This is a genomic window from Campylobacter sp. RM12647 (genome assembly GCF_020138135.1).
GTDB lineage: Bacteria > Campylobacterota > Campylobacteria > Campylobacterales > Campylobacteraceae > Campylobacter_E.
The window spans coordinates 14229-34730 of record NZ_JACGAS010000009.1 but is presented as its reverse complement, the minus strand read 5'-3'; the positions used below and the strand labels follow the sequence as shown (position 1 = coordinate 34730).

General features: G+C 27.7%; 21 protein-coding genes. 15 read left to right on the top strand and 6 right to left on the bottom strand.

From position 1 onward, the window contains the following. Positions 1 to 7 precede the first annotated feature (7 nt). Positions 8 to 1246 (bottom strand): MFS transporter, encoded by a 1239-nt coding sequence (locus tag AVBRAN12647_RS04800; protein WP_336608043.1) that lies wholly within the window; start codon positions 1244 to 1246, stop codon positions 8 to 10. 232 nt (positions 1247 to 1478) lie between these two features. On the opposite strand from AVBRAN12647_RS04800, the gene AVBRAN12647_RS04795 reads away from it, so the two are divergent. The 4 genes from AVBRAN12647_RS04795 (at position 1479) to AVBRAN12647_RS04780 (ending at position 5731) form a co-directional block, all read left to right on the top strand. Further along, positions 1479 to 2777 carry a GntT/GntP/DsdX family permease gene (locus tag AVBRAN12647_RS04795; protein WP_214117870.1) on the top strand — a complete coding sequence of 433 codons (1299 nt, stop codon included), beginning with the start codon at positions 1479 to 1481 and terminating at the stop codon, positions 2775 to 2777. A gap of 9 nt (positions 2778 to 2786) precedes the next feature. Continuing rightward, on the top strand, positions 2787 to 4058 hold the full coding sequence (locus tag AVBRAN12647_RS04790; protein WP_336614777.1) for a D-serine ammonia-lyase: 1272 nt from the start codon (positions 2787 to 2789) through the stop codon (positions 4056 to 4058). Between the two features lie 71 nt (positions 4059 to 4129). After that, positions 4130 to 4756: a helix-turn-helix transcriptional regulator gene (locus tag AVBRAN12647_RS04785; RefSeq protein ID WP_214117868.1), complete on the top strand. Its 627-nt coding sequence runs from the start codon at positions 4130 to 4132 to the stop codon at positions 4754 to 4756. Positions 4757 to 4840: 84 nt separating this feature from the next. Continuing rightward, entirely contained in the window at positions 4841 to 5731 is an 891-nt protein-coding gene (locus AVBRAN12647_RS04780) for a radical SAM protein (protein WP_214117867.1), read from the top strand. 31 nt (positions 5732 to 5762) lie between these two features. Here the strand turns inward: AVBRAN12647_RS04780 and AVBRAN12647_RS04775 are convergent, their stop codons facing one another. From AVBRAN12647_RS04775 to AVBRAN12647_RS04755, 5 genes are all read right to left on the bottom strand, one after another. Continuing rightward, a complete protein-coding gene (locus tag AVBRAN12647_RS04775) occupies positions 5763 to 6425 on the bottom strand; it encodes a hypothetical protein (RefSeq protein WP_336614776.1) in 663 nt (220 codons plus the stop codon). After that, positions 6422 to 7432: a hypothetical protein gene (locus AVBRAN12647_RS04770; protein ID WP_336614775.1), complete on the bottom strand. Its 1011-nt coding sequence runs from the start codon at positions 7430 to 7432 to the stop codon at positions 6422 to 6424. Before AVBRAN12647_RS04770 ends, AVBRAN12647_RS04775 begins: the two co-directional genes overlap by 4 nt. Positions 7433 to 7629: 197 nt before the next feature. Beyond that, on the bottom strand, positions 7630 to 8700 hold the full coding sequence (locus tag AVBRAN12647_RS04765; RefSeq protein WP_214150322.1) for a c-type cytochrome: 1071 nt from the start codon (positions 8698 to 8700) through the stop codon (positions 7630 to 7632). Beyond that, positions 8700 to 9920 carry a cytochrome b gene (locus tag AVBRAN12647_RS04760; RefSeq protein WP_214150323.1) on the bottom strand — a complete coding sequence of 407 codons (1221 nt, stop codon included), beginning with the start codon at positions 9918 to 9920 and terminating at the stop codon, positions 8700 to 8702. Before AVBRAN12647_RS04760 ends, AVBRAN12647_RS04765 begins: the two co-directional genes overlap by 1 nt. Before the next feature lie 2 nt (positions 9921 to 9922). Next, positions 9923 to 10423: a Rieske 2Fe-2S domain-containing protein gene (locus tag AVBRAN12647_RS04755; protein ID WP_336614774.1), complete on the bottom strand. Its 501-nt coding sequence runs from the start codon at positions 10421 to 10423 to the stop codon at positions 9923 to 9925. A 138-nt stretch (positions 10424 to 10561) separates the two neighbouring features. On the opposite strand from AVBRAN12647_RS04755, the gene AVBRAN12647_RS04750 reads away from it, so the two are divergent. Genes AVBRAN12647_RS04750 through rmuC form a run of 11 tightly spaced genes read left to right on the top strand, consistent with a single transcriptional unit; the run spans position 10562 to position 20350 of the window. Continuing rightward, positions 10562 to 11032 carry a flagellar basal body rod protein FlgB gene (locus tag AVBRAN12647_RS04750; protein ID WP_214117861.1) on the top strand — a complete coding sequence of 157 codons (471 nt, stop codon included), beginning with the start codon at positions 10562 to 10564 and terminating at the stop codon, positions 11030 to 11032. A gap of 10 nt (positions 11033 to 11042) precedes the next feature. Continuing rightward, positions 11043 to 11534: a flagellar basal body rod protein FlgC gene (flgC, locus tag AVBRAN12647_RS04745; RefSeq protein WP_214117860.1), complete on the top strand. Its 492-nt coding sequence runs from the start codon at positions 11043 to 11045 to the stop codon at positions 11532 to 11534. An 11-nt stretch (positions 11535 to 11545) separates the two neighbouring features. Then, positions 11546 to 11845, top strand: a complete 300-nt coding sequence (fliE, locus tag AVBRAN12647_RS04740; RefSeq protein WP_336614773.1) for a flagellar hook-basal body complex protein FliE — start codon at positions 11546 to 11548, stop codon at positions 11843 to 11845. 3 nt (positions 11846 to 11848) lie between these two features. Next, positions 11849 to 13639 (top strand): penicillin-binding transpeptidase domain-containing protein, encoded by a 1791-nt coding sequence (locus AVBRAN12647_RS04735; protein ID WP_336614772.1) that lies wholly within the window; start codon positions 11849 to 11851, stop codon positions 13637 to 13639. Between the two features lie 38 nt (positions 13640 to 13677). Continuing rightward, positions 13678 to 14385, top strand: coding sequence for an NAD(+) synthase (nadE, locus tag AVBRAN12647_RS04730; RefSeq protein ID WP_214117857.1), 708 nt, complete (start codon positions 13678 to 13680; stop codon positions 14383 to 14385). A 2-nt stretch (positions 14386 to 14387) separates the two neighbouring features. After that, entirely contained in the window at positions 14388 to 15515 is a 1128-nt protein-coding gene (locus AVBRAN12647_RS04725) for a DegT/DnrJ/EryC1/StrS family aminotransferase (RefSeq protein ID WP_214117856.1), read from the top strand. Then, positions 15515 to 16456: a tetraacyldisaccharide 4'-kinase gene (locus AVBRAN12647_RS04720; RefSeq protein ID WP_336614771.1), complete on the top strand. Its 942-nt coding sequence runs from the start codon at positions 15515 to 15517 to the stop codon at positions 16454 to 16456. Before AVBRAN12647_RS04725 ends, AVBRAN12647_RS04720 begins: the two co-directional genes overlap by 1 nt. Next, a complete protein-coding gene (gene cutA, locus AVBRAN12647_RS04715) occupies positions 16428 to 16718 on the top strand; it encodes a divalent cation tolerance protein CutA (RefSeq protein ID WP_214120292.1) in 291 nt (96 codons plus the stop codon). Before AVBRAN12647_RS04720 ends, cutA begins: the two co-directional genes overlap by 29 nt. Further along, the gene (gene thrC / locus AVBRAN12647_RS04710; RefSeq protein WP_214117853.1) at positions 16718 to 18094 is read left to right on the top strand and encodes a threonine synthase; all 1377 of its coding nucleotides are present in this window, start codon (positions 16718 to 16720) and stop codon (positions 18092 to 18094) included. Before cutA ends, thrC begins: the two co-directional genes overlap by 1 nt. Beyond that, positions 18091 to 18801: a 3-deoxy-manno-octulosonate cytidylyltransferase gene (gene kdsB, locus AVBRAN12647_RS04705; RefSeq protein WP_336614770.1), complete on the top strand. Its 711-nt coding sequence runs from the start codon at positions 18091 to 18093 to the stop codon at positions 18799 to 18801. The genes thrC and kdsB overlap by 4 nt, the downstream gene beginning before the upstream one ends. Further along, positions 18791 to 20350 carry a DNA recombination protein RmuC gene (rmuC, locus tag AVBRAN12647_RS04700; RefSeq protein ID WP_214117851.1) on the top strand — a complete coding sequence of 520 codons (1560 nt, stop codon included), beginning with the start codon at positions 18791 to 18793 and terminating at the stop codon, positions 20348 to 20350. The genes kdsB and rmuC overlap by 11 nt, the downstream gene beginning before the upstream one ends. The last annotated feature ends 152 nt before the right edge of the window (positions 20351 to 20502 follow it).

Sequence of the window (20502 nt, the reverse complement as noted above, 5' to 3'; positions counted from 1 at the left end):
ATTAAAATTAATTACTTTCTAAAGCATTGTCAGGTTTGACAAATAAATAAGCTATCATAGCAAGCGTTACAGGAATTATATTAAATAATATAGCTATATTCCATCCATATTTTTGTGCCATCCAGCCAACTAAAATAGGCGAAAACGCTGAACCTACATTTCCCCATAAATTCATCCAAGAGCTAACCGCTGCTGCTTGACTTCTACCTTTATCAGCTGCAACAGCCCAAGATACAACAACAGGAAGTCCTAAAAACCCAAAACCAAGACTTAAAAATAAAATACTAAGCATTGTATTTTCAACATATACAACTAAAAATAAGCATATATCAAATATTAAAAATCCAGCAACTGCTAAATAAGTTCTAGCTTTTTTAAAACTATTTGTAATTTTTAAAATCTTATCGCTTAATCCACCACCAAGTGCAACAAATATACAAATAGCAAGCCAAGGAGCTCCAGCGTAAAATCCCATAGCTTTTAAATCAAGCCCTTTAGCTTCTAGTAAGAATGTAGGAAGCCAAGTCATAAACATACCTGTCATATAAACACAAAAAAAGTATGCAATTCCAAGTGCATAAAATTCTTTATTTTTTAAGAATGCTTTCCAAGGAGTTTTTTTAATACCATCTACAAATCTTTCACTTTGAATATATAAAAGTTCGTCTTTACTAATAAATTTATTATCTTCAGGTCTTGACGAACTTATAAAATAATAAATCAAGGCGATTAAAATTCCAATCGCACCAAATACATAAAATACACTATGCCAACCATAATTATTGACAAGCCAAACAGATATAAATGGAGCAATTACTGGCCCAAAGTATGAACCTGCTAGTAAAAATGAAGCTGCTCTTGCTTTTTCTTTTTTGCCAAACCAGTTATTATTAAATGCTGCATTGCTAGGATATATAGGAGCTTCTCCTAAACCAAATAAAAATCTAACTACTAAAAGTAGCATAAATGTTCCTGCAAGTGGCGTTAAAATAGTAAAAATTGACCATAAAATTAATGCAAAAATAGTCATAAATTTATTGCCAAATTTTTGAATTAAAATACCACTTGGAATTTGAGCTGCGGCATAAGCTATAAAAAATGCAGAATTTAATAAGCCAAATTGAGTTTTATCTATATTAAATTCTTGCATCATAAAACTAGCAACGACAGAAATATTTGCCCTATCCATATAAGCAATTAAGCCTATTAGGAAAAATACAAAGGCTATAAGCCACCTAAATCTCATAATTTCTCCTTTTTTTAAAATTAACTTATTTTCATTATATAAAAATAATAAAATTTTATTATTATTTTTTCTAAAATTAATAAAAATTTGTTACTTTTTGTAATATTTTATGAAAAAGTAAGAAAAATTAAGAAAATTTATTAAAAAAAATCAAAAAAATTATTATTTTAAGAAAATTTTAAAGATGGGGGGGGGTATAATCAAATGATGATTTTTAAATAAAGGAGAAAAGATGAGCAATTTTGCTTTAATTTCGGTCTTAATAGCTTCTATTGCCTTAGTTGTGTTTTGTATTACAAAACTTAAAATCCACGCTTTTTTATCATTAAGCTTAGCAAGTATTTTTGTCGCACTTATAACTGGTGTTGATTTAACAAAAATCGGTTCTATTATTGAAAATGGAGTAGGTGGGACGCTAGGATTTTTAGCTGTTATTATTGGTTGTGGAAGTATTTTAGGAAAAATGCTAGAAGTTAGTGGCGGAGCGCAAAAAATAGCCCTATCATTATTAAATCTACTTGGTAAAAAAAGAGCTGATATTGTTATGATGTTGGTTGGATTTATTGCTGGTATTCCTGTATTTGTTGAGGTTGGATTTGTCTTATTAGTGCCTTTAGTTTTAGTTGTAGCTAAAGAAATAGGTGTTAGCAGAATAAAAATAGGCATAGCATTAGCAACTTCACTAATGGCAGTTCATTGTATGGTGCCACCACACCCAGCAGCTACTAGCATAGTAGCTACTTTAGGTGCTGATATAGGTCAAGTAATTTGGATGAGTATAGTTGTGGGTATGATATGTGCTTTTATAGGTGGGGTTTTGTTTTTGAAATTCTTTGATTTTTCAAAAGATAATGAGATGAGTGTTTTTGATAATACAAGTTCTACTTATAACTCTATGCCAAGCACAGCAATTACTTATTTTACAATACTTTTGCCTTTAGTTTTAATGTTGCTTAAGACTTTAGTATTTAAAGATAATGCAGTATTTGCATTCATTGGAAATCCTATTATCGCACTATTAATAAGTGTTTTTGTAGCATACTATACTTTAGGCTTAAAGCAAGGCTATTCTATGCAAAATTTAATGGAATTTAGTTCTAATTCATTTACGCAAATTGCTTCAATTTTATTAATCATAGGAGCAGGTGGAGCTTTTAATGAGATATTAATTGCTTCAGGCATTGGCGAAGCATTAAAGCAGACTTTAGGAAGTTTGAGTTTAAATCCTGTATTTTTAGCTTGGTTAATTGCTATTATTTTACATGCTAGTGTTGGAAGTGCAACGGTTGCTATGATTAGTGCAGCAGGAATTGTCTTGCAAATGGATAGTAATGTTAGTAAAGAAGTTTTATGCCTTGCAATAGGAAGTGGTGCTATAGGTTGTACTATCGTAACTGATAGCTTATTTTGGCTAGTAAAAGAAAGCTTAGGAATGAGCGTAAAAGCTATGTTTAAATACTTTACAAGTGCGACTTTAGTAGCAAGTATTTGTGGCTTAGTTTTAAGCTATGTTTTATCAATAATTTTATAAGGAGTAAAAATGTTAATTGAAAATCTAAAAGCAATGAAAGAAACAAGTTGGATTAATACAAATCTAAGTAATGATGTATTAAATGAATTAAACAAAGGTGCTATTAAGCTTGATAGAATTGATGATGCAAGGGCTAGGCTTAATCGTTTTGCACCTTTACTTAAGATAATTTTTCCTGCTACAAATATTACTAATGGTATTATAGAAAGCCCATTAGCTTGTGTGAATAATTATAAAAAAGAGTTAGAAAAATTAAGCGGTGCTAGTATTCAAGGCGATGTTTATATAAAACTTGATTCGCATTTACCAATATCAGGCTCTATTAAGGCTCGTGGTGGAATATATGAAGTATTAAAACACGCAGAAGATTTGCTAATAGAAAATAATATGCTAAGTATTCAAGATGATTATTCAAAACTTGCCGAGCCAAAATATAAAGAATTTTTAAGTAAATATAAAATAGCAGTTGGCTCAACAGGTAATCTTGGTCTTTCAATAGGAATTATGAGTGCAAAACTTGGCTTTAAAGTAGAAGTTCATATGAGTGATTGTGCTAAAGAATGGAAGAAAAAAATGCTAAGAGAGCACGGATGCAGCGTGATTACTTATGAAGATGATTACGGCGTTGCTGTAGAGCAAGGAAGAAAAAGTTCTGAAAATAATCCGTATTGTTATTTTATAGATGATGAAAACTCGCATAATTTATTTTTAGGATATAGCGTTGCTGCAAAGAGATTAAAAGGACAATTGCAAGCATTAGATATTAATATCAGCAAAGATAGACCGCTTTATGTTTATCTTCCTTGCGGTGTTGGTGGTGGTCCTGGCGGGGTTGCTTATGGTCTTAAGGCTGAATTTGGCGATTGTGTAAAATGCTTTTTTGCTGAGCCAACGCATAGTCCTTGTATGATACTTGGACTTGCTACCGGAAAACATAATGATATAAGTGTAGCTGATATTGGGCTTGATAATATTACGGCTGCTGATGGGCTTGCTGTTGGTCGTGCGAGTGGTCTTGTAGGCAAAGTGCTTGAGCGTGTAATTGATGGAAGCTTTACGGTGAGTGATGAGAATATGTATAGATATTTAAGCTTACTTGCATCTAGTGAAGGTATTAAGCTTGAGCCTTCGGCTTTAGCTGGAGTTAAAGGCTTAATGATTTCTAATGAGCTTAAAACTGAACACAAAAACGCAATTCATCTAATATGGGCAACAGGTGGAAGTATGGTGCCAGACGCTGAAATGGCTGAATTTATTAAAACAGGAGATGAATTATTATAAAATAAGCCCTAAAATAGGGCTTATAATTACTTTACGCAACTATAATTTACAAAACATTTACCGAGGGCTTTATGAATCAACAAACAAGAACAGAATATATAAAATTAGTGCATTTTTTAGCACAAGCTTTAGGCAAGGATTATGAAATAGTTTTGCACGATATAAATGATGATGGAATGAGTATTGCAGAAATTGCTAATAATCACATAAGCGGAAGAAGTATTAATTCTCCTATTACAGGATTTGCACTTGAGCTTGTTAATAAAAAGATTTATGAAGAAAGAGATTTTTTAAGCAATTATAAAGCAAGTGCAGGTGGAAAAAATATAAGAGGTAGCACATTTTTTATCAAAGAAGGTAATAAATTAAGTGGAATGCTATGTATAAACTACGATAAAAGTAGAATGGAAAATATAGCAGCACAATTATTAGGTAGTGATATACCTGTAGAAGAAGCTGCTTATGAAGAAGTTTTGAGCCTTGACTTAAATGAGCTAATTCAAGAATTAACAGGGCTTAGCGTAAATGAGCTAAAAAATACTAATCTAAAACCAAAACAAAGACAAATAATAGTAGATAAAATCTATGAAAAAGGTATTTTTAATATAAAAGGCTCAATTACAGAAATAGCTAATCTTTTAAACCTTTCAGAATCAAGTATATATCGTTGTATAAACAAATCTAAACAAAAATTTTAATCAAGCATAAACGCTTGATTAAGTTAAATTCCATTAGTATTTAGTGCTAAAATCTCAATAGTAATTAATATTAAAGGTATTTTTATGAAAGTAATTTTTGGCCCAGTTAATTCAAGAAGATTTAAAAAATCTTTAGGTATAGATTTAAGTCCTAATGAGAAATGCTGTAATTTTGATTGTTTATATTGTGAGCTTGGAAAAGCTAAATTAAAATATGAAAATAAATCAAATTTAAGTGTTGAGTATATAATAAATGAGCTAAAAGAAGCTTTGAAAATACATAAAGATTGCGATTATATAAGCATTAGTGCGAATGGCGAACCTACTTTATATCCATATTTAGATGAATTGATTATAAAAATAAATGAAGTTAAAAAGAATGCAAAATCATTAATTTTGAGTAATGCAAGCACAATTTTTGATAAAAATATTCAAAAGGCATTATTAAATCTTGATAGCGTTAAACTAAGCATTGATAGTGTAAATCCTAAAGTATTTCGCAAAATTGATAGAACGAATATAGATATAAATAAAATAGTTCAAGGTATAAAAGAATTTAGTCAAATTTATAAAGGTGAGTTGATTTTAGAATGCTTGGTTTTAGATGGTATTAATGATGATGAAAAGGATTTTATTGCTTTAAATGATATTTTAAAGGATATTAAAGCAGCTAGACTTGATTTAGGAACTATTGATAGACCGAGTGATTATAATGTAAAGGCTGCAAGTTTTGAGAAATTAAGTAAATTGGCTAGTTTGATAACTAATATAAAAGTTAATATTATGAGTAGAAATACTAATATAAATAAATATGATGATTTGCTTAAAACTATTAGTTTAAGACCATTAAGTTCACAAGAAATTGATGAAAAAGATATAAAAATGTTAGATGAATTAGTAGATAAAAATATAATAAAATGTGTGAAAATAAATGATATTAATTTTTATAAATTAAACAAATCAAATTCTAATTAATATAAAAGCTATTGTGATTAATTTGCTTATTTTAAGTGTATTTATAAACTAAGTGCGTATGAAAGAAAAAGGGCTTGATTTTAACATCAAGCTTTGTTATATCAATATTAAAATTATTTAAAAAATATTCATACAAAAGCGAATAATTATAATTATTCATATAAATACAAATAATATTCTCATCATCTTCTATTAGTAAAGTATCATAAAATCTTTGATAATTTAAAGTAAAAATTTTATAAATATTTTTAAAAAATACTAAAAGTATAAAATTACAAACACTCATAAAAATATAAAATATACTTAAAAAATTATTTAATTTATATAATTGTTGTTTGCTTTGAATATTAAGGCAGGTTTTATAGATTTTAGCATTTTTTAAATATATTGTTTTTTCTTCTTCATTAAGCTCATCTCTTTGCCTACAACTATGATTAACAAAATGTATAAAATCCTTATGAAAATATAAAATATTAAGTTTTTTAAACTTATAATGCAAATATCTCTCATCAAAATATGCAGCAATAATAAATAAATTAATACTAGAAACTTTCATAGAAAAATTGCCAATATACATAAAAACACAAAAGCAAATAAACAAAGCACTACAATGAACTAAACTAGTAATATAAGCGTTTTTATCTTTTAAATAAAATAAAGGCGTAAAATTACTAGAAGTTAAATATTCGCTCAAATTTTCTCCTTTTTTAAATTTGTTTCACAATGTAAAGATTCTAATATACTATCCATATAAGGGTATGATCTTGCAAAAGGTTGATAAGCATTAGATACCATATTTAAGATACTATGCATATAAATTACGCAAGTCGGATCCGTATCATAACGGATAATATCATAATTTAAAATATAATCTCGTCCTTTATAGTTTATTGTAAAAGTGCCTTTTGCTTTTTCATAATAATCAATTGACATTTTCATTTTATTAGATTTTTTTAAAAGCTTTAATAAATCCTTATTTTTCATAGGATGATTGCAAAAATCTTTTTCTATAAACAAAATATTTCCAATTTCACCTAATAAAGCTAAGTAATTTTTATTATCTAAAACCACATCACTTATAGTTATATTTTTGTGTTTTTTTATGTATTTTTTACCCTTAATTTTACTTGCAAAATAGAGCTCTCCATTTTTATCAACTTCATAAAAAGAATAACTCACATCATTATCAACACCATAGATATTATCACGCCCTATATCTTTATAAACTTTTCTATCAAGCCCTAAATCCCAGCAGTATTTAAGAGTATCTTTTACTTCTTGGCTAGAGTATGGCTTAGTATCTACAATTTTTGGCTTTATTTTTATATCTTTGTATCTAAAAAAATTTTGCCAAAAATTATTTATTGATATCTCTTCGCAATCTACTGTGCATTTACGCTTATAACAATCAGTTGAGTTTTCTTGAATTATTTTTATATGTTCTATTAATTCTTTAGGATAGGTTTTTGAGTTTTCAAGACTAGTGCTAAGCTCTTTTATTCTAGTTTTATAAGAATTTATAATGCAATTATTATCATCTTTGCAATCACTAATGTTTTTTAAAAATTCATCTTGGTCTTGCTTTATTTCTTTTGTAATACAAGGAAAGCTTTTATAAATACTATCTAGCTCTATTTTTAACTTATTTATTTGATATGAATAAATATTTGTAATTAGTAAAATCATTAATATTTTAAACATAACTCTCCTTTATTTTTCATATCATATCATTATTTAAGAATATTTCTTGGTTTGCAAGTGTGTTTAAAAGTTAAAATATGATTTTTAAATTCTTAGAATTTAAAATGGATAATTAAATATTTTTAATACTTTTAATGTGTTTTTATGAATATGAGTAATTATATTGAAATTAAGCTAGGAAAACCTAGCTTAATTTTTTAATGTAGTTCTTTCCAGATTGCGTTTTTCCAAGCATAAGCTAATATTGCTAATAATGCAAAATAAGCCATTATTTTGTATCCTAAATCTTCGCGTTCAGCTTTTTTACTATCTCCAACGCTAGTTAAATAAGCAACAATATCATTTTGAGCTTGTTCGTTAAGTCCAACTCTAGGCATTGCAGTTCCTGGAAGTTGTTTTTGAGTATCGTTTATAAATTTATGTAAATACTCATCTCCTTTAGCACGAATTATTATTGATAAATCAGGTGGCGTTGAACCCATATAATCTTTTAAATCTCCGCCATTTACTTTAGCAATAAAACCATCATATTTAACATCATGACATCTTCCGCAAGCTTCTTCAAAGATAACTTTTTTGTTCTCAAAATTAATTTTTGCAACTTTTTCGCTATCGCTTAATTTACTTGCATTTATTTCATTAGCAATTTTTGCTTTTTTTGCTTCAAGAGCAGCTTTTCCGATACTATTTAAATATCCTACTATATTAGCAACTGATTGAGCATTTTCATCACTTATACTGCCATCATCTTCTAAAAATGCTGTCATCATAGGATGTGGATTTTCATCATTATATTTTTTGTTATTTTTCATAGCAAGTGCAGGATTAAGAGAAATTGCCATTAAGAATTTACTATCATAAATAGCTCCTGCTGTGCTTAAATCAGGATAAATAATACCTTGAGCGCTAATTCCATCATCAGCAGCTACTAATTCATCAAATTCAACTCTATGACAGCTAGCACAATTAGCTTCAAAATCAGCCTTTCCAGCTTCAACATCAGTTTTTAAACTAGCTATTTTATCAACATTAGCCCAAAGTTTTTTAGTATCTTCTAATTTTTTTGTAGCAAAATCAATATCATCTTTTTTACCACTTTCATTAGCTTTTTTTAATTCAACTTCAGCTTGAGCTATATCGCCTGCTTTAAAATCAAAATTAACTTCGCTAGTATGTTCGTGCATTTGTGAATGAGCGTAAGGCTCAACTCCCCAATAAACAATACCTGTGAATATAACTAATATTGCAAATATTTTTAACTCTTTCATTACTTAGCCTTTCTTTCCATAAGAGTAATTACTGGTAAAACTACTATTAATAATGCTAAAAATGTAACAGAAGCAATAGTTGCTATTGTATTATTAATTCCAACAGGAGGTAATTTACCATAAATAGTAAGAACAATCATATCAATTACTAATAGCCAAAACCATACAAAAAATGCTCCACGCTTATGTGCAGGCGCTACTACATTTGAGCGGTCTAGGAATGGTAATACAAAGAAAATTATTTGAGCTATACCAAAGCAAGCAAGACCAACTTCATAAGAAAATCCTCTTAAGATTTCATAACTCCATAAGAAATACCATTCAGGATAAATATGTGGTGGAGTTTTAAGTGCATTTGCTGGTTCAAAGTTAATTGGATCCATAGCAAAATCATAGTGAAAGCATACTAGATAAAAATAGAAAATCATAAATAAGCAAACATAAAAAATATCTTTACATAAGAAATCAGGCCAAAATGATATAACTTTCGCTTCTTTTTTCTTGCCAGCTAAATATTTTTCAGCTTCTAAATCAAAATCAATTTCTTCAGCAATTTCGTTATTTACATGTGGAAATCTTAAAGCATAAAAGTGAATTGCAACAAATGCAATAACAACTATTGGTAATAAGCAAACATGTAGCATAAAAAATCTATTTAATGTAGCATCTCCAACAGCGTAATCACCTCTAATCCATTCAACTAATTCAGGTCCTATGAAAGGAATACCACCAAAAAGATTAGTAATAACCATAGCAGCCCAATAGCTCATTTGTCCCCAAGGTAGCATATAACCACTAAATGCTTCAGCAGAGAATAATACGAATAATACCATACCACTTATCCAAATGATTTCACGACCTTTTTTATAAGAGCCATAATAAATACCTGTTAATAAGTGTATATACATTACTAAAAATACTACCGACGCAGCAACCCCGTGCATATGTCTCCATAGCCAACCATATTCAACTTCTTGCATAATAGTTTTATTTACACTATCAAAAGCAAGTGCAACATCAGGTTTATAATACATTACAAGTAAAAGTCCTGTAATAAATAGTATTGCAAACATAGTAAGTAAAATTACTCCCATTGCCCATAAAAAGTTAATTTTCTTAGGAATCCAGTATTGTGTCATCATAACTTGCATAAATTTTTTGATAGCAAGTCTTTGATCTAGCCAATCAACAATTCCATTTGATTTTTCAAAATGTGCCATGACTAAGCCTTTCCTACATTTTTCATAATTTCTTCATACTCTTTGCCAACTTCTCCTAAAACTAATTTAGTTCCATCAATTGAAAAAGGTGGAATTTCAAGTGGTTTAGGAGGTGGTCCTGACATATTTTTTCCGCTTACATTAAATCTTCCACCATGACAGGCACAAACAAATTCTTTATCAGCTGAATGATATGCTGGAATACAACCTAAATGAGTGCATAGTCCAATTACTACCGTATATCTTGCATCTCCTGCTATTATATCTGTATTGCTTTGTTCCATATCACTTGATTTTTTTAGAATGAATATTGGTTTTTTTCTCCATTCAACAGTTCTTAGCTCTCCATCAGCTAAAGGCGATAAATCAACGGTTGTAAAACCTGCTGCTTTTACACTAGGAAGTGGATCCCAAGTTTTTTTCATACCCACTAGTGTAAAAACACCACCAACAGCCGCAGCAGCGCCTAATGTAAAGCCCATAAAGCTTCTTCTACTAGCCATACTTATCCTTTCATAAAATTTGAAAATAAATAGCTAGTTTAGTGAAAATTGGGTAAATATTACAAGAGTATATTATTATTAATAGTTTTGGAATATTATTTGCTACGGGATTTTTGCATTTTAATTTAAGGAGAGAAAATGGAATTTTATAAATCTAAACCATTGATTGTAAGTGCCTTAGCCGGTAGAGATTTAAGAAATAAATTAATTAGCTCAAACATAGCTAATATTGATACTCCTTTTTATAAATCAAGAGATATTGATTTTGAAACAGCCTTAAACGAAAATGCAAATAAACTTTACAAAACTACACAAAATGCACAAATTGCAGCTACAAATTTTATGCATTTTGGAAAAGGTATGAGTAATAAACTAGCAGTTACTAATGAAAGGCATTTACAACCATTAGAATTTGAAAATAGCGAAAATGGAACTATTTTTGCTAGAGATGGACATTTGCAAAGAAATGATGCAAATACCGTTGATTTAGATGTAGAAACAAGTGAATTAAGCAAAAACGCAATTATGATTAGTGCGCTTGATTCTGTGCTAAAAAAACAAAGTGAAGTTGTAAGAACTATAATTGAGAGTAGTTCTAAATTAAGTTAAGGGATAATTTATGGCATTTTTAAGCGATTTTGATATTAGTGGATATGGACTAAGCGCTCAAAGATTTAGAATGAATTTAATTAGCTCAAATATAGCTAATGCAAATACTACTAGAACAAATGAAGGTGGTCCTTATAGAAGGCAAGATGTAGTGTTTAAAGCCGTTAATTTTGATGATGTTTTAAATGAAGAAATTAATTCTAAAAATAGTTTTTTTGAGTATGAAAATCCTTTAAATGACCCTGTAAATTTTCCTGAAGCAAAGCCTGCTGTTATGGGTGTAGTAGTAGATAAAGTAGTAAGAGATGATAAGGATTTTATATTAAAATACGAGCCAAATCATCCCGATGCAAATGCTAAAGGATATGTAGCATATCCTAATATAAATCCTGTTGTAGAAATGAGTAATTTAATTGAGGCAACAAGGGCTTATCAAGCAAATGTGGCAGCATTTACAAGTGCTAAAACAATAGCTCAAAGTGCTATTGATTTATTAAGATAGGAATTTAAAATATGAATAATATTAAAATCAATCCAAGTTTGATTCAAAGTATTGAAAATACCAAATCAAATTCTAATAAAGTTGATAATGGTTTTTCATTTGCAGATGCTTTAAAACAAGAATTAGAAGAGCTAAATAAAGAACAAGTTGTATCAGATAAAGCTATGGCTGATGTAGCTACTGGAAATGTGAAAGATTTACATCAAGCAGCTATTGCTATTAACAAGGCTGAAACAAGTATGAAATTTATGTTAGAAGTTAGAAATAAAGCTATTAACGCATACAAAGAGATAAGTAGAACTCAAATATAAAAAATGCAAACACCTTACGAGCCTAGTAAAAAGACTTTTATAGTATTGTTTTTTTTGTTGCTCGCTTCTTTTTTTATTATTTTTTCTTTTGTTAGAAGCAAAACTAATGAAAGGAATGTAGGTAGTATTGAAAGAGGTGAGCGAGTAGGTGCTTTAAATGGAGATATTATTAGTGCTGATGGATATACATTAGTAACTAGTAGAAGAATTTATAGAGCTGAAATTGATATTAGAAGTATTAATTTAGATAAATTAGATTATTTTTTAAAATTATTTCAGATTTATGCCTTTATTGATGATAAAGAAATGAAAGATATTAAAGCAAGATTATTAAAAGCTTTAAAGCAAAAAAAGGTTTATAATTTTGTTTTATCAAAAGATATTGATTCAAAAGCTGCAAGTTATTTACAAGAATTATCTAAAAAACTTTATGTTTCAGGATTTTTTAAATCCTTTAAAAATGCAAATGGAAAAGTAAGCACAAGAAGACTTGAGATAATTGAACATAAAGAAGAAAGAGTTTTTTCTAAAGGAGATATTTTAACCCCAATTCTTGGTTATTCTCAACTAAGTTTAGAAGATGGGATATATTCAAATATTCCAAAAAAAGGTTTGGAAAAATATTATGAGCAGTATTTAAGCCCTAAAAGTGATTATAAAATAACAGGTAGTAAGGATATTGGTGGAAATATAATTATAAATTCTGATAGCTTTTTAAGTGATAGAATTAATGGTAGTAATGTATATTTAAATGTAAATTTAAAGCTTCAAAAAGGATTAGAAAATATAGCAAGTGTTGCTAGAAAAAATTTTGGTGCTAAGCAAGTAATAATAGGCATTTTAGATAGCAAAGACGCAAGTGTAATTGCACTAGCAACTAGCAAAAGGTATGACCCATATCATAGAAAAAGTGATTTATCGTATCTAAATACCGATGCTGTAGAATTTGAATACGAACCAGGCTCGGTAATTAAACCAATTGCTTTTGCTAATTTATTAAAACTAAATCGTATAACCCCTTTTGAATGGGTAAAGACTTATGGCGGAAGAATGAAGCTTGATAAGTTTTACATAACAGATACACATCCTATGGATAGTATGATTGCTGAAGATATTATAGTTCATTCATCAAATATAGGAATGGTTCAAATTTCTAATAAAGAAAATATAAAAGAATTAATTAATGGTTATTTGGAATTTAATTTAGGAAATTTAACTGGTATTGACTTGCCTTATGAAAAAGCAGGTTTTATAAAAGATGCTAAAAAAACTTATGAAGTAGAAAAAAACACTATGGCTTATGGATATGGTTTTAGAACCACCTTTATACAACTTTTAGCAGCTTATAATGTATTTAATAATCGTGGAATTTGGATTAGTCCTAAAATTGCTAAATATTATAATGAAGATAAGGAATTAAAAGAAATATATACTAAAACAGAAAAAGAAGTCTTGCCACTTGAAATTGCAAAGCAGATGAATAGGATATTAATAAAAACTGCAAATCAAAAATCTTTAGCAAAATATTGGCCTTTAGGAATTAGTGTAGGTGGTAAAACAGGAACGGCAAGAATTAGCGTTAGTGGAAAATATGAAAGAGAATATAATGCAAATTTCTTCGGTTTTGCAAATGATGAAAACAATAGATACACAATTGGTGTTTTAGTAATGAGTCCTGATAAAGATAAAGAAGGATATTATGCAGCCCAAACAGCTTTACCTGTTGCAGCACTTGCTATTAATCAATTAATAGAAGATGGTTTTTTAAAGCCAAGTTATAATAGAATTGATTAATATTTATTTTATAAAATGCCCCTAAAAACGGATAAATAATGCAAAATATTAAAAATCAAATGATTTCATTTGCTAATGAAATATTAAAAAATTTTAATGGTGCTGTTTTAGGGCTTAGTGGTGGGCTTGATAGTGCTATTGTATTAAGAATATTAAGCGAGTGCGAAAAAAAGCCACATTGTCTTATAATGCCTACTAATATTTCAAATAAAACAAATCTTGATGACGCTATTAATTTAGCAAATAAATATGCTTTAAAATATGAAATTATAAATATTCAAAATATTTTAGATGAATTTATTAAAGCAAGTGGTTCTAATGACAAGGTATTAATAGGAAATTTTGCAGCTAGGATTAGAATGACTTTATTATATGATTATTCAGCTAAGCATAATTTATTAGTAGCAGGGACAAGCAATAAGAGTGAATTAATGTTAGGATATGGCACTATTTGGGGAGATTTAGCCTGTGCTTTTAATATTTTAGGTGATTTTTACAAGAGTGAATTATTTGAGTTTGCTAAATTTTTAGAACTACCTAATAATATAATTAGTAAAAAACCAAGTGCAGACCTTTATGAAGGTCAAGATGATGAGAGTGATATTGGTTTTACTTATACAGAAATTGATAAGTTTTTAAAAAATTATGAAAAAAATATAATTGATAATAATTATATAAAACTATTAGATAGAATAAATAAAAATAAGTTCAAAAGAGAAAATATAAAAATATTTAAAAGGTCATAAATATGAAAGAAATTTCTTGTTTTTTAAATGTAATTACAGAAGATGATAAAGAGTTTTTAATTAAATCATTAGATAATGATATAAATAGTATTAAATTATTAGAAGATAGTTTAAGTGAAATTTATAAAGGTTCTCGTATAGTTTTAACCAATAATCACACAGCAGCACACCATTTAGCTTTAAGTGCGATTGATTTAAAGCGTGGAGATAAGGTAATTTGCTCTGTAAATTCATTTCCAACAATTGCTCAAAGTATTAGATATTTTGATGCTGAACCTATTTTTGTAGATGTTGAGCTTGATAGTTTTAATATTGATATAAAGAGTTTAGAAGAAGCATTAATTAAACATAATCACAAGAAATTAAGAGCAGTTTTTGTAAATCATACCGCAGGACTTGCAGCAAAACTTGATGAAATTAGAGCTTTATGTGAAAAATACAATGTATCTGTAATAAATGATTGTGGTTTTGCACTTGGTATGGAGTATAAAGGCGAATTAGTAGGAACTAAGGATTTAATATCTTCTTTTGGGTTTAATGCGATGAGAAAAGACCCTGTGTTTGCAGGCGGATTTTTAGTAATTAATGATGAAAAAGTTTATGAAAGAGCAAAATTATTAAACTCAAATGGAATTTCATCAAATGCTTGGGGAGATGATGGCAATCTTGGATATTTTTATGATGTAACAGATATTGGACACGAGTATGAAATCACTAAAGTATGTGCGTCTTTAGCTTTATCTAAAGTAAAAAATTATAAATATTACTTAAAAAGAAGAAGAGAAATAGCAAATATTTATAATGAAGAGCTAAAAGGTTTAAAACATATTAAATTGCCTACAACAACCCCAGAACACACATTTTTAAGATACATAATAAAGGTTGATAAAAATAGAGATAATTTTGCTAAAAAACTAAAAGAAATGGGGATAAATACAGGAATTCATTTTATACCTTTAAATTTCTTAAGCTACTATAAACAAAAATATAATCTAAAAATCAATGATTTTCCAAATGCTTTAGCAAACTATGCTCAGATTTTATCAATACCAATTCATATAAATCTTAGCGATGAAGATGTAAAAAGAGTTTGTGATGCTATAAAAACTCTTGATTCAAGCTGGATTTAATGGGTTTTATTGATAGATATTTTTTTAATCCTAATTTATGGCAAAAGATTTTAATTTTCACTCTTTTGCCATTTTCTTATATATATTCTTTTATTGCTAGTAAAAACTTTAAATCTACAAAGAAAAATGATTTTAAAATTCCAATAATTAGCGTAGGAAATATCAGCGTAGGCGGTAATGGTAAAACCCCATTTTGCAAGGCTTTAAGCGATATGCTTTATCCTATTTATAACGATGATATTTTTATTATTCTTCGTGGTTATAAACGCAAAAGCAAAGGTTTGCTTGTAGTAAAATTGCGTAATCAAATTCTAAGCGATTATTTAAACGCAGGTGATGAAGCATTAGAACACGCTTTATTTACAAAAGCAAATGTAATAGTTAGTGAAGATAGAATTAAAGGCATTCAAAAGGCTATTAGTTTGGGTGCAAAATGTATTATTTTAGATGATGCTTTTTCTAAGACAAATATAAAAAAATTTGATATTTTATTAAACTCAAATATAAAATATAAATATAATTTTACCCTTCCAAGTGGAGCTTATAGACTTCCTAAAAGTTATGAAAAATTTGCAGATTTTAATGCTTATCAAGATTTACATTTTAAAAGGACTTCTTTTATTAAAGACATTAAAGAAGATATGATTTTAATATCAGCTATTGCAAAGCCTTTTAGATTATTGCAATATAAAGATTTAGTAAAAGCTTATTATTTTTATAACGACCATTCAAGCTTTAATAAAGAAGAGCTAATAAATCTTATGCAAAAGCACAATGCAAAATATATTTTGCTAACCAAAAAAGATTATGTAAAAATAAAAGATTTTAATTTAGAAACTATATTAATTGATGAAGAATTAATAATTTTTGATGAGTTAAAAACAGCTATATTTAATTATTTAAAGGAATTTAATGTATCTTATAAAGACAACCAGCAATGATTTAGAATTGCTTAAAAAAATTGCAAATAAAATAATCAAAAAAGAGCTTAGCAAGTGTATTCATATTGCTAAAATTACAAGTATTTATAAATGGGACGGAAAAATTATTAACGATGATGAGTTTAGTTTAGAAATAAAATCAAAAAATATAAAAAAGGTTTATAAAATAATCAAAAAACACCATAATTACGAATGTTTTGAGTTTGTGTATTATAAATTTAAAGCAAAAGATAAGTATTTAGAATTTTTAAAGGAGAAATAATGATATTTTATTCAAGTAGAGATGAAAATATTACAAGTGATTTTGCAAATGCACTTAAAAATCCACTCTCAAGCGATGGGGGATTGTTTTGCCCTAGTAAATTGCAAGTATTTAATAAAGATGAATTAAAAGGTTTGGGTTATAAAGAATTTGCTAAAAAGATTTTTTCAAGTTTGAGTGATGATTTGAGTAATTTTGAAAAGAGTTTAGATGAATATTTAGATTTTGATACTAAAGAGCCTTTTGTTATCAAAAAACTTGATAGTAAAACTGATATATGTGAATTATTTCACGGAAAAACTAGAGCTTTTAAGGACTTAGCATTAGCACCACTTGCAAGACTTATGGATAATGATAAACATTTAATTATCTGTGCTACTAGCGGAGATACAGGCCCAGCAACTCTTAGTGCATTTAGTAAAAACAAAAGCTCAAAAGTAGTTTGTATTTTCCCAAAAGGAAAAACAAGTGCTGTTCAAGAGCGTCAAATGGCTAATGTAGATTATGGTAATTCTTTAGTTTTAGCAATTGATGGTAATTTTGATGATGCTCAAAGCACATTAAAAAATCTATTAAATGATAAAGAATTTAAAGAAATTGTAAAAAATCAAGGCTTAAATCTAAGTGCTGCAAATTCACTTAATTTCGGAAGAATTACTTATCAATTGCTATATCATTATTATCTTAGTCTTCAATACAAAAACCCAATAAATGTGATAATTCCTAGTGGGAATTTCGGTAATGCACTTGCTTGTTTTTATGCTAAGCAAATGGGTGCAAATATAGATAAAATCAAAATCGTAAGCAATGAAAATACAATTCTTTATGATTTCTTTACTACAGGTGAATATGATTTAAGAAATCGTGAGTTTAAATGCACTTATTCTCCTGCTATGGATATTTTAAAATCATCAAATCTTGAACGCTTAATGTATTATTTCTTCGGAGCTAGTAGAACTAAACAATTATATTTAAGTCTTGAAAGTGATAAATATTTTAAAATTACTAAAGATGAACTTGCTAGATTAAAAGAACATTTTATAGCTTATAAATGCAGTGATACCGAAACTTTAGAAAATATTAAAGCTTATAAAAATTATTTATTAGACCCACACACAGCAACAGCTATTAATGCTCTTGATGATAGTTTTAATGTGATTTGCTCTACTGCTGAATGGACTAAGTTTACCCCTAGTATTCAAAAAGCTTTAGGTATATTTAAAGATGAATTAAGTGGCATTAAAGATTTGGCTAAAAAGTATAATTATAAGCTTAATGATAGTCTTTTAAATGCTTTAAATTCAACTAATTATTATGCAAAAGATATAAAAGTAGATGAGATTAAAAAAACAATAATAGAATGGATAAAACAATGATTATAATTCCTGCTAGACTTAAATCAAGTCGTTTTAGTGAAAAGATTTTAGTGCCAATCAAAGGCATTCCTATGTGTATTTACACAGCTTTAAATGCTAGTAAGGCTGATAGGGTTGTGATTGCCACTGATAGTTCTAAGGTATTAGAATTAGCAAAAGAATATAATTTAACAGCTATTTTAACAAAGCAAACTCACGAAAGTGGGACTGAAAGATTAGCTGAATGCGTTGATATTTTAGGTCTTAATGATGATGAGTTAATTATAAATCTTCAAGCAGATGAGCCTTTATTTGAGCTTAGCAATTTAATTAAGTTTAAAGAATTTTGCAATGAATTTAAGAATGAATTTTTTATGGCGAGTTGCTATACTATAAAAGATACTCCAAGTGATGAAAATATGGTAAAAGTAGTCCTTGATACTAAGCAAAATGCTATATATTTTTCAAGAGCATCAATTCCTTACGATAGAGATAAAAAGGGTGTAAAATACAATCATCATTTAGGCATATATGCTTATACAGCTAAGTCTTTAAAAGAATTTATAACTCTTAAATCAAGCTTAGAACATATTGAAAAATTAGAGCAATTAAGAGCTATTGAAAATGGCAAAATCATTAAAATGTGCGAGATTAATACAAAGTCTTTTGGTATTGATACAAAGGCTGATTACGAAAGATTATTGCAGGTTTTAGAAAATGACAAATGAGCTAATTTTAGCCATTATTAGTATTGTATTTTTTATAGTTTGCATTATTTTTTATATTCGTTATATAAATATTTTTAAGAGTGAAAGCTCGCTTAAAAACGAGTTTTTATCTCTTGCTAAAGATAAAGAATATTTGAGTGTTTTGAGTGAGAATTTAAAACAAGAATTAAATAATTATAAAAATAATTTAGTGCAAATTGAAAATGAAAGAAATAATTTAAATATTCAAAACTCGGCTTTAAGCGAAAAAATAAGTAATCTTGAAAATGATTATAAAGAATTAAAAAACGAGAATAATTTTATAAATGCTGAAATAGCAAACAAGCGTAATCAAAATGAAATTTTAAATACAGAACTTTCAAGGCTAAATGAAGAGCTTAAAAATACTAAAGAGCAATTTGAAAAAGAGTGCGAAAACTTAAAAAATACAAAAGATATTTTAGATAATTTATCTTCTAAATACCATTTAGAAAATGCTAAAAACGAAGCTTTAAACGAAAAAGTAAAATTGTATGAAAACAATTTAAAATCTTTAGAAGAAAAATATGAAAATACTTTAAAAACCTTAGAAAATAACCTAAAAGAGCAAAATGAAAAAAGCTCAAAATTAATTTATGAAGAAAACACAAAAGTATTATTAAATAATTCAAATGAGCTTTTAAACAAGATTTTTAGCCCTTTAAAAGAGCAAATTAGCGAATATGAAAAAGCTTTATTAAAGCAAAATACAAGTATAGAAAACAATATAAAAACAATGTTTGAAACAAGTCAGAATTTGGGCAAAAAGGCTGATGAATTTGCTAATATTTTAAAAGGTGATAAAAAGGCTCGTGGGGATTTTGGCGAGATTATGCTTAAGCAGTGTTTATTATCTAGTGGGCTTATTGAAAACGAGCATTTTTTTATGCAAGAAAGCTTTAAAGATAGTGATAATAATACAAAAAGACCAGATGCGATTGTGTATTTTGAACCTAACAAATGCGTTATTATTGATTCTAAGTTTTCTTTACCAAGTAGTGATAATTTAGAAGTTTATAAAGATGAAATTGCAAATAATTTAAATGCTAGGATAAATGAACTTGCGAAAAAAGATTATGAATTAGCAGTTGATTTTGCAAATGAATATGTGATTTTATTTGTGCCTTATCAAAATATTTTAGATTTAGCCTTAGAAAGTGATTCGCAGATTTTTAAAAAAGCCGAAGCTAAAAAGATATTTTTAGTAAGTCCTACGACACTTTTTATGGGACTTAAAATGATTTATTTTGGCTGGAAAAACTATGAAGTAAATCAAAACGCTTTAAAAGTCTTTAATGAATTTGGTAAATTTTATGATAAATATGCTAGTTTTTATGAAGATTATGAAAAATTAAAAAAACAATGCGAAAATGGTTTTTTAAAAATTGATACTCATTTATATGGTAAAGGCAGTATTAGTTCTCGTTTAGAAAATCTAAAAGCCTTAGGTATTAAAAACAAAAAAGAATTAAGCGAATTAGCAAAAGATTTAAAAGATAGTGAAATTACTAGATTGATTGATGAAAAATAATTAAAGTATTAATTATTTTTAAAAGTTTTATGAATTAAATAATAAATTATAAATCCTTTTAAAAGTTCTATTTTAAGGGGATTTTTTTAAAATTTTTGAATTGTTTTTTTAAAAAAATTTGTTATTATTTATAAGCATACATTTAGGAGAGA

Bases quoted from the DNA above. Each gene is read 5' to 3' on its own strand.
- AVBRAN12647_RS04800 (WP_336608043.1), bottom strand. From the start codon at position 1,246: ATGAGATTTAGGTGGCTTATAGCCTTTGTATTTTTCCTAATAGGCTTA.
- AVBRAN12647_RS04795 (WP_214117870.1), top strand. From the start codon at position 1,479: ATGAGCAATTTTGCTTTAATTTCGGTCTTAATAGCTTCTATTGCCTTA.
- AVBRAN12647_RS04790 (WP_336614777.1), top strand. From the start codon at position 2,787: ATGTTAATTGAAAATCTAAAAGCAATGAAAGAAACAAGTTGGATTAAT.
- AVBRAN12647_RS04785 (WP_214117868.1), top strand. From the start codon at position 4,130: ATGAATCAACAAACAAGAACAGAATATATAAAATTAGTGCATTTTTTA.
- AVBRAN12647_RS04780 (WP_214117867.1), top strand. From the start codon at position 4,841: ATGAAAGTAATTTTTGGCCCAGTTAATTCAAGAAGATTTAAAAAATCT.
- AVBRAN12647_RS04770 (WP_336614775.1), bottom strand. From the start codon at position 7,432: ATGTTTAAAATATTAATGATTTTACTAATTACAAATATTTATTCATAT.
- AVBRAN12647_RS04765 (WP_214150322.1), bottom strand. From the start codon at position 8,700: ATGAAAGAGTTAAAAATATTTGCAATATTAGTTATATTCACAGGTATT.
- AVBRAN12647_RS04760 (WP_214150323.1), bottom strand. From the start codon at position 9,920: ATGGCACATTTTGAAAAATCAAATGGAATTGTTGATTGGCTAGATCAA.
- AVBRAN12647_RS04755 (WP_336614774.1), bottom strand. From the start codon at position 10,423: ATGGCTAGTAGAAGAAGCTTTATGGGCTTTACATTAGGCGCTGCTGCG.
- AVBRAN12647_RS04750 (WP_214117861.1), top strand. From the start codon at position 10,562: ATGGAATTTTATAAATCTAAACCATTGATTGTAAGTGCCTTAGCCGGT.
- flgC (WP_214117860.1), top strand. From the start codon at position 11,043: ATGGCATTTTTAAGCGATTTTGATATTAGTGGATATGGACTAAGCGCT.
- fliE (WP_336614773.1), top strand. From the start codon at position 11,546: ATGAATAATATTAAAATCAATCCAAGTTTGATTCAAAGTATTGAAAAT.
- AVBRAN12647_RS04735 (WP_336614772.1), top strand. From the start codon at position 11,849: ATGCAAACACCTTACGAGCCTAGTAAAAAGACTTTTATAGTATTGTTT.
- nadE (WP_214117857.1), top strand. From the start codon at position 13,678: ATGCAAAATATTAAAAATCAAATGATTTCATTTGCTAATGAAATATTA.
- AVBRAN12647_RS04725 (WP_214117856.1), top strand. From the start codon at position 14,388: ATGAAAGAAATTTCTTGTTTTTTAAATGTAATTACAGAAGATGATAAA.
- AVBRAN12647_RS04720 (WP_336614771.1), top strand. From the start codon at position 15,515: ATGGGTTTTATTGATAGATATTTTTTTAATCCTAATTTATGGCAAAAG.
- cutA (WP_214120292.1), top strand. From the start codon at position 16,428: ATGTATCTTATAAAGACAACCAGCAATGATTTAGAATTGCTTAAAAAA.
- thrC (WP_214117853.1), top strand. From the start codon at position 16,718: ATGATATTTTATTCAAGTAGAGATGAAAATATTACAAGTGATTTTGCA.
- kdsB (WP_336614770.1), top strand. From the start codon at position 18,091: ATGATTATAATTCCTGCTAGACTTAAATCAAGTCGTTTTAGTGAAAAG.
- rmuC (WP_214117851.1), top strand. From the start codon at position 18,791: ATGACAAATGAGCTAATTTTAGCCATTATTAGTATTGTATTTTTTATA.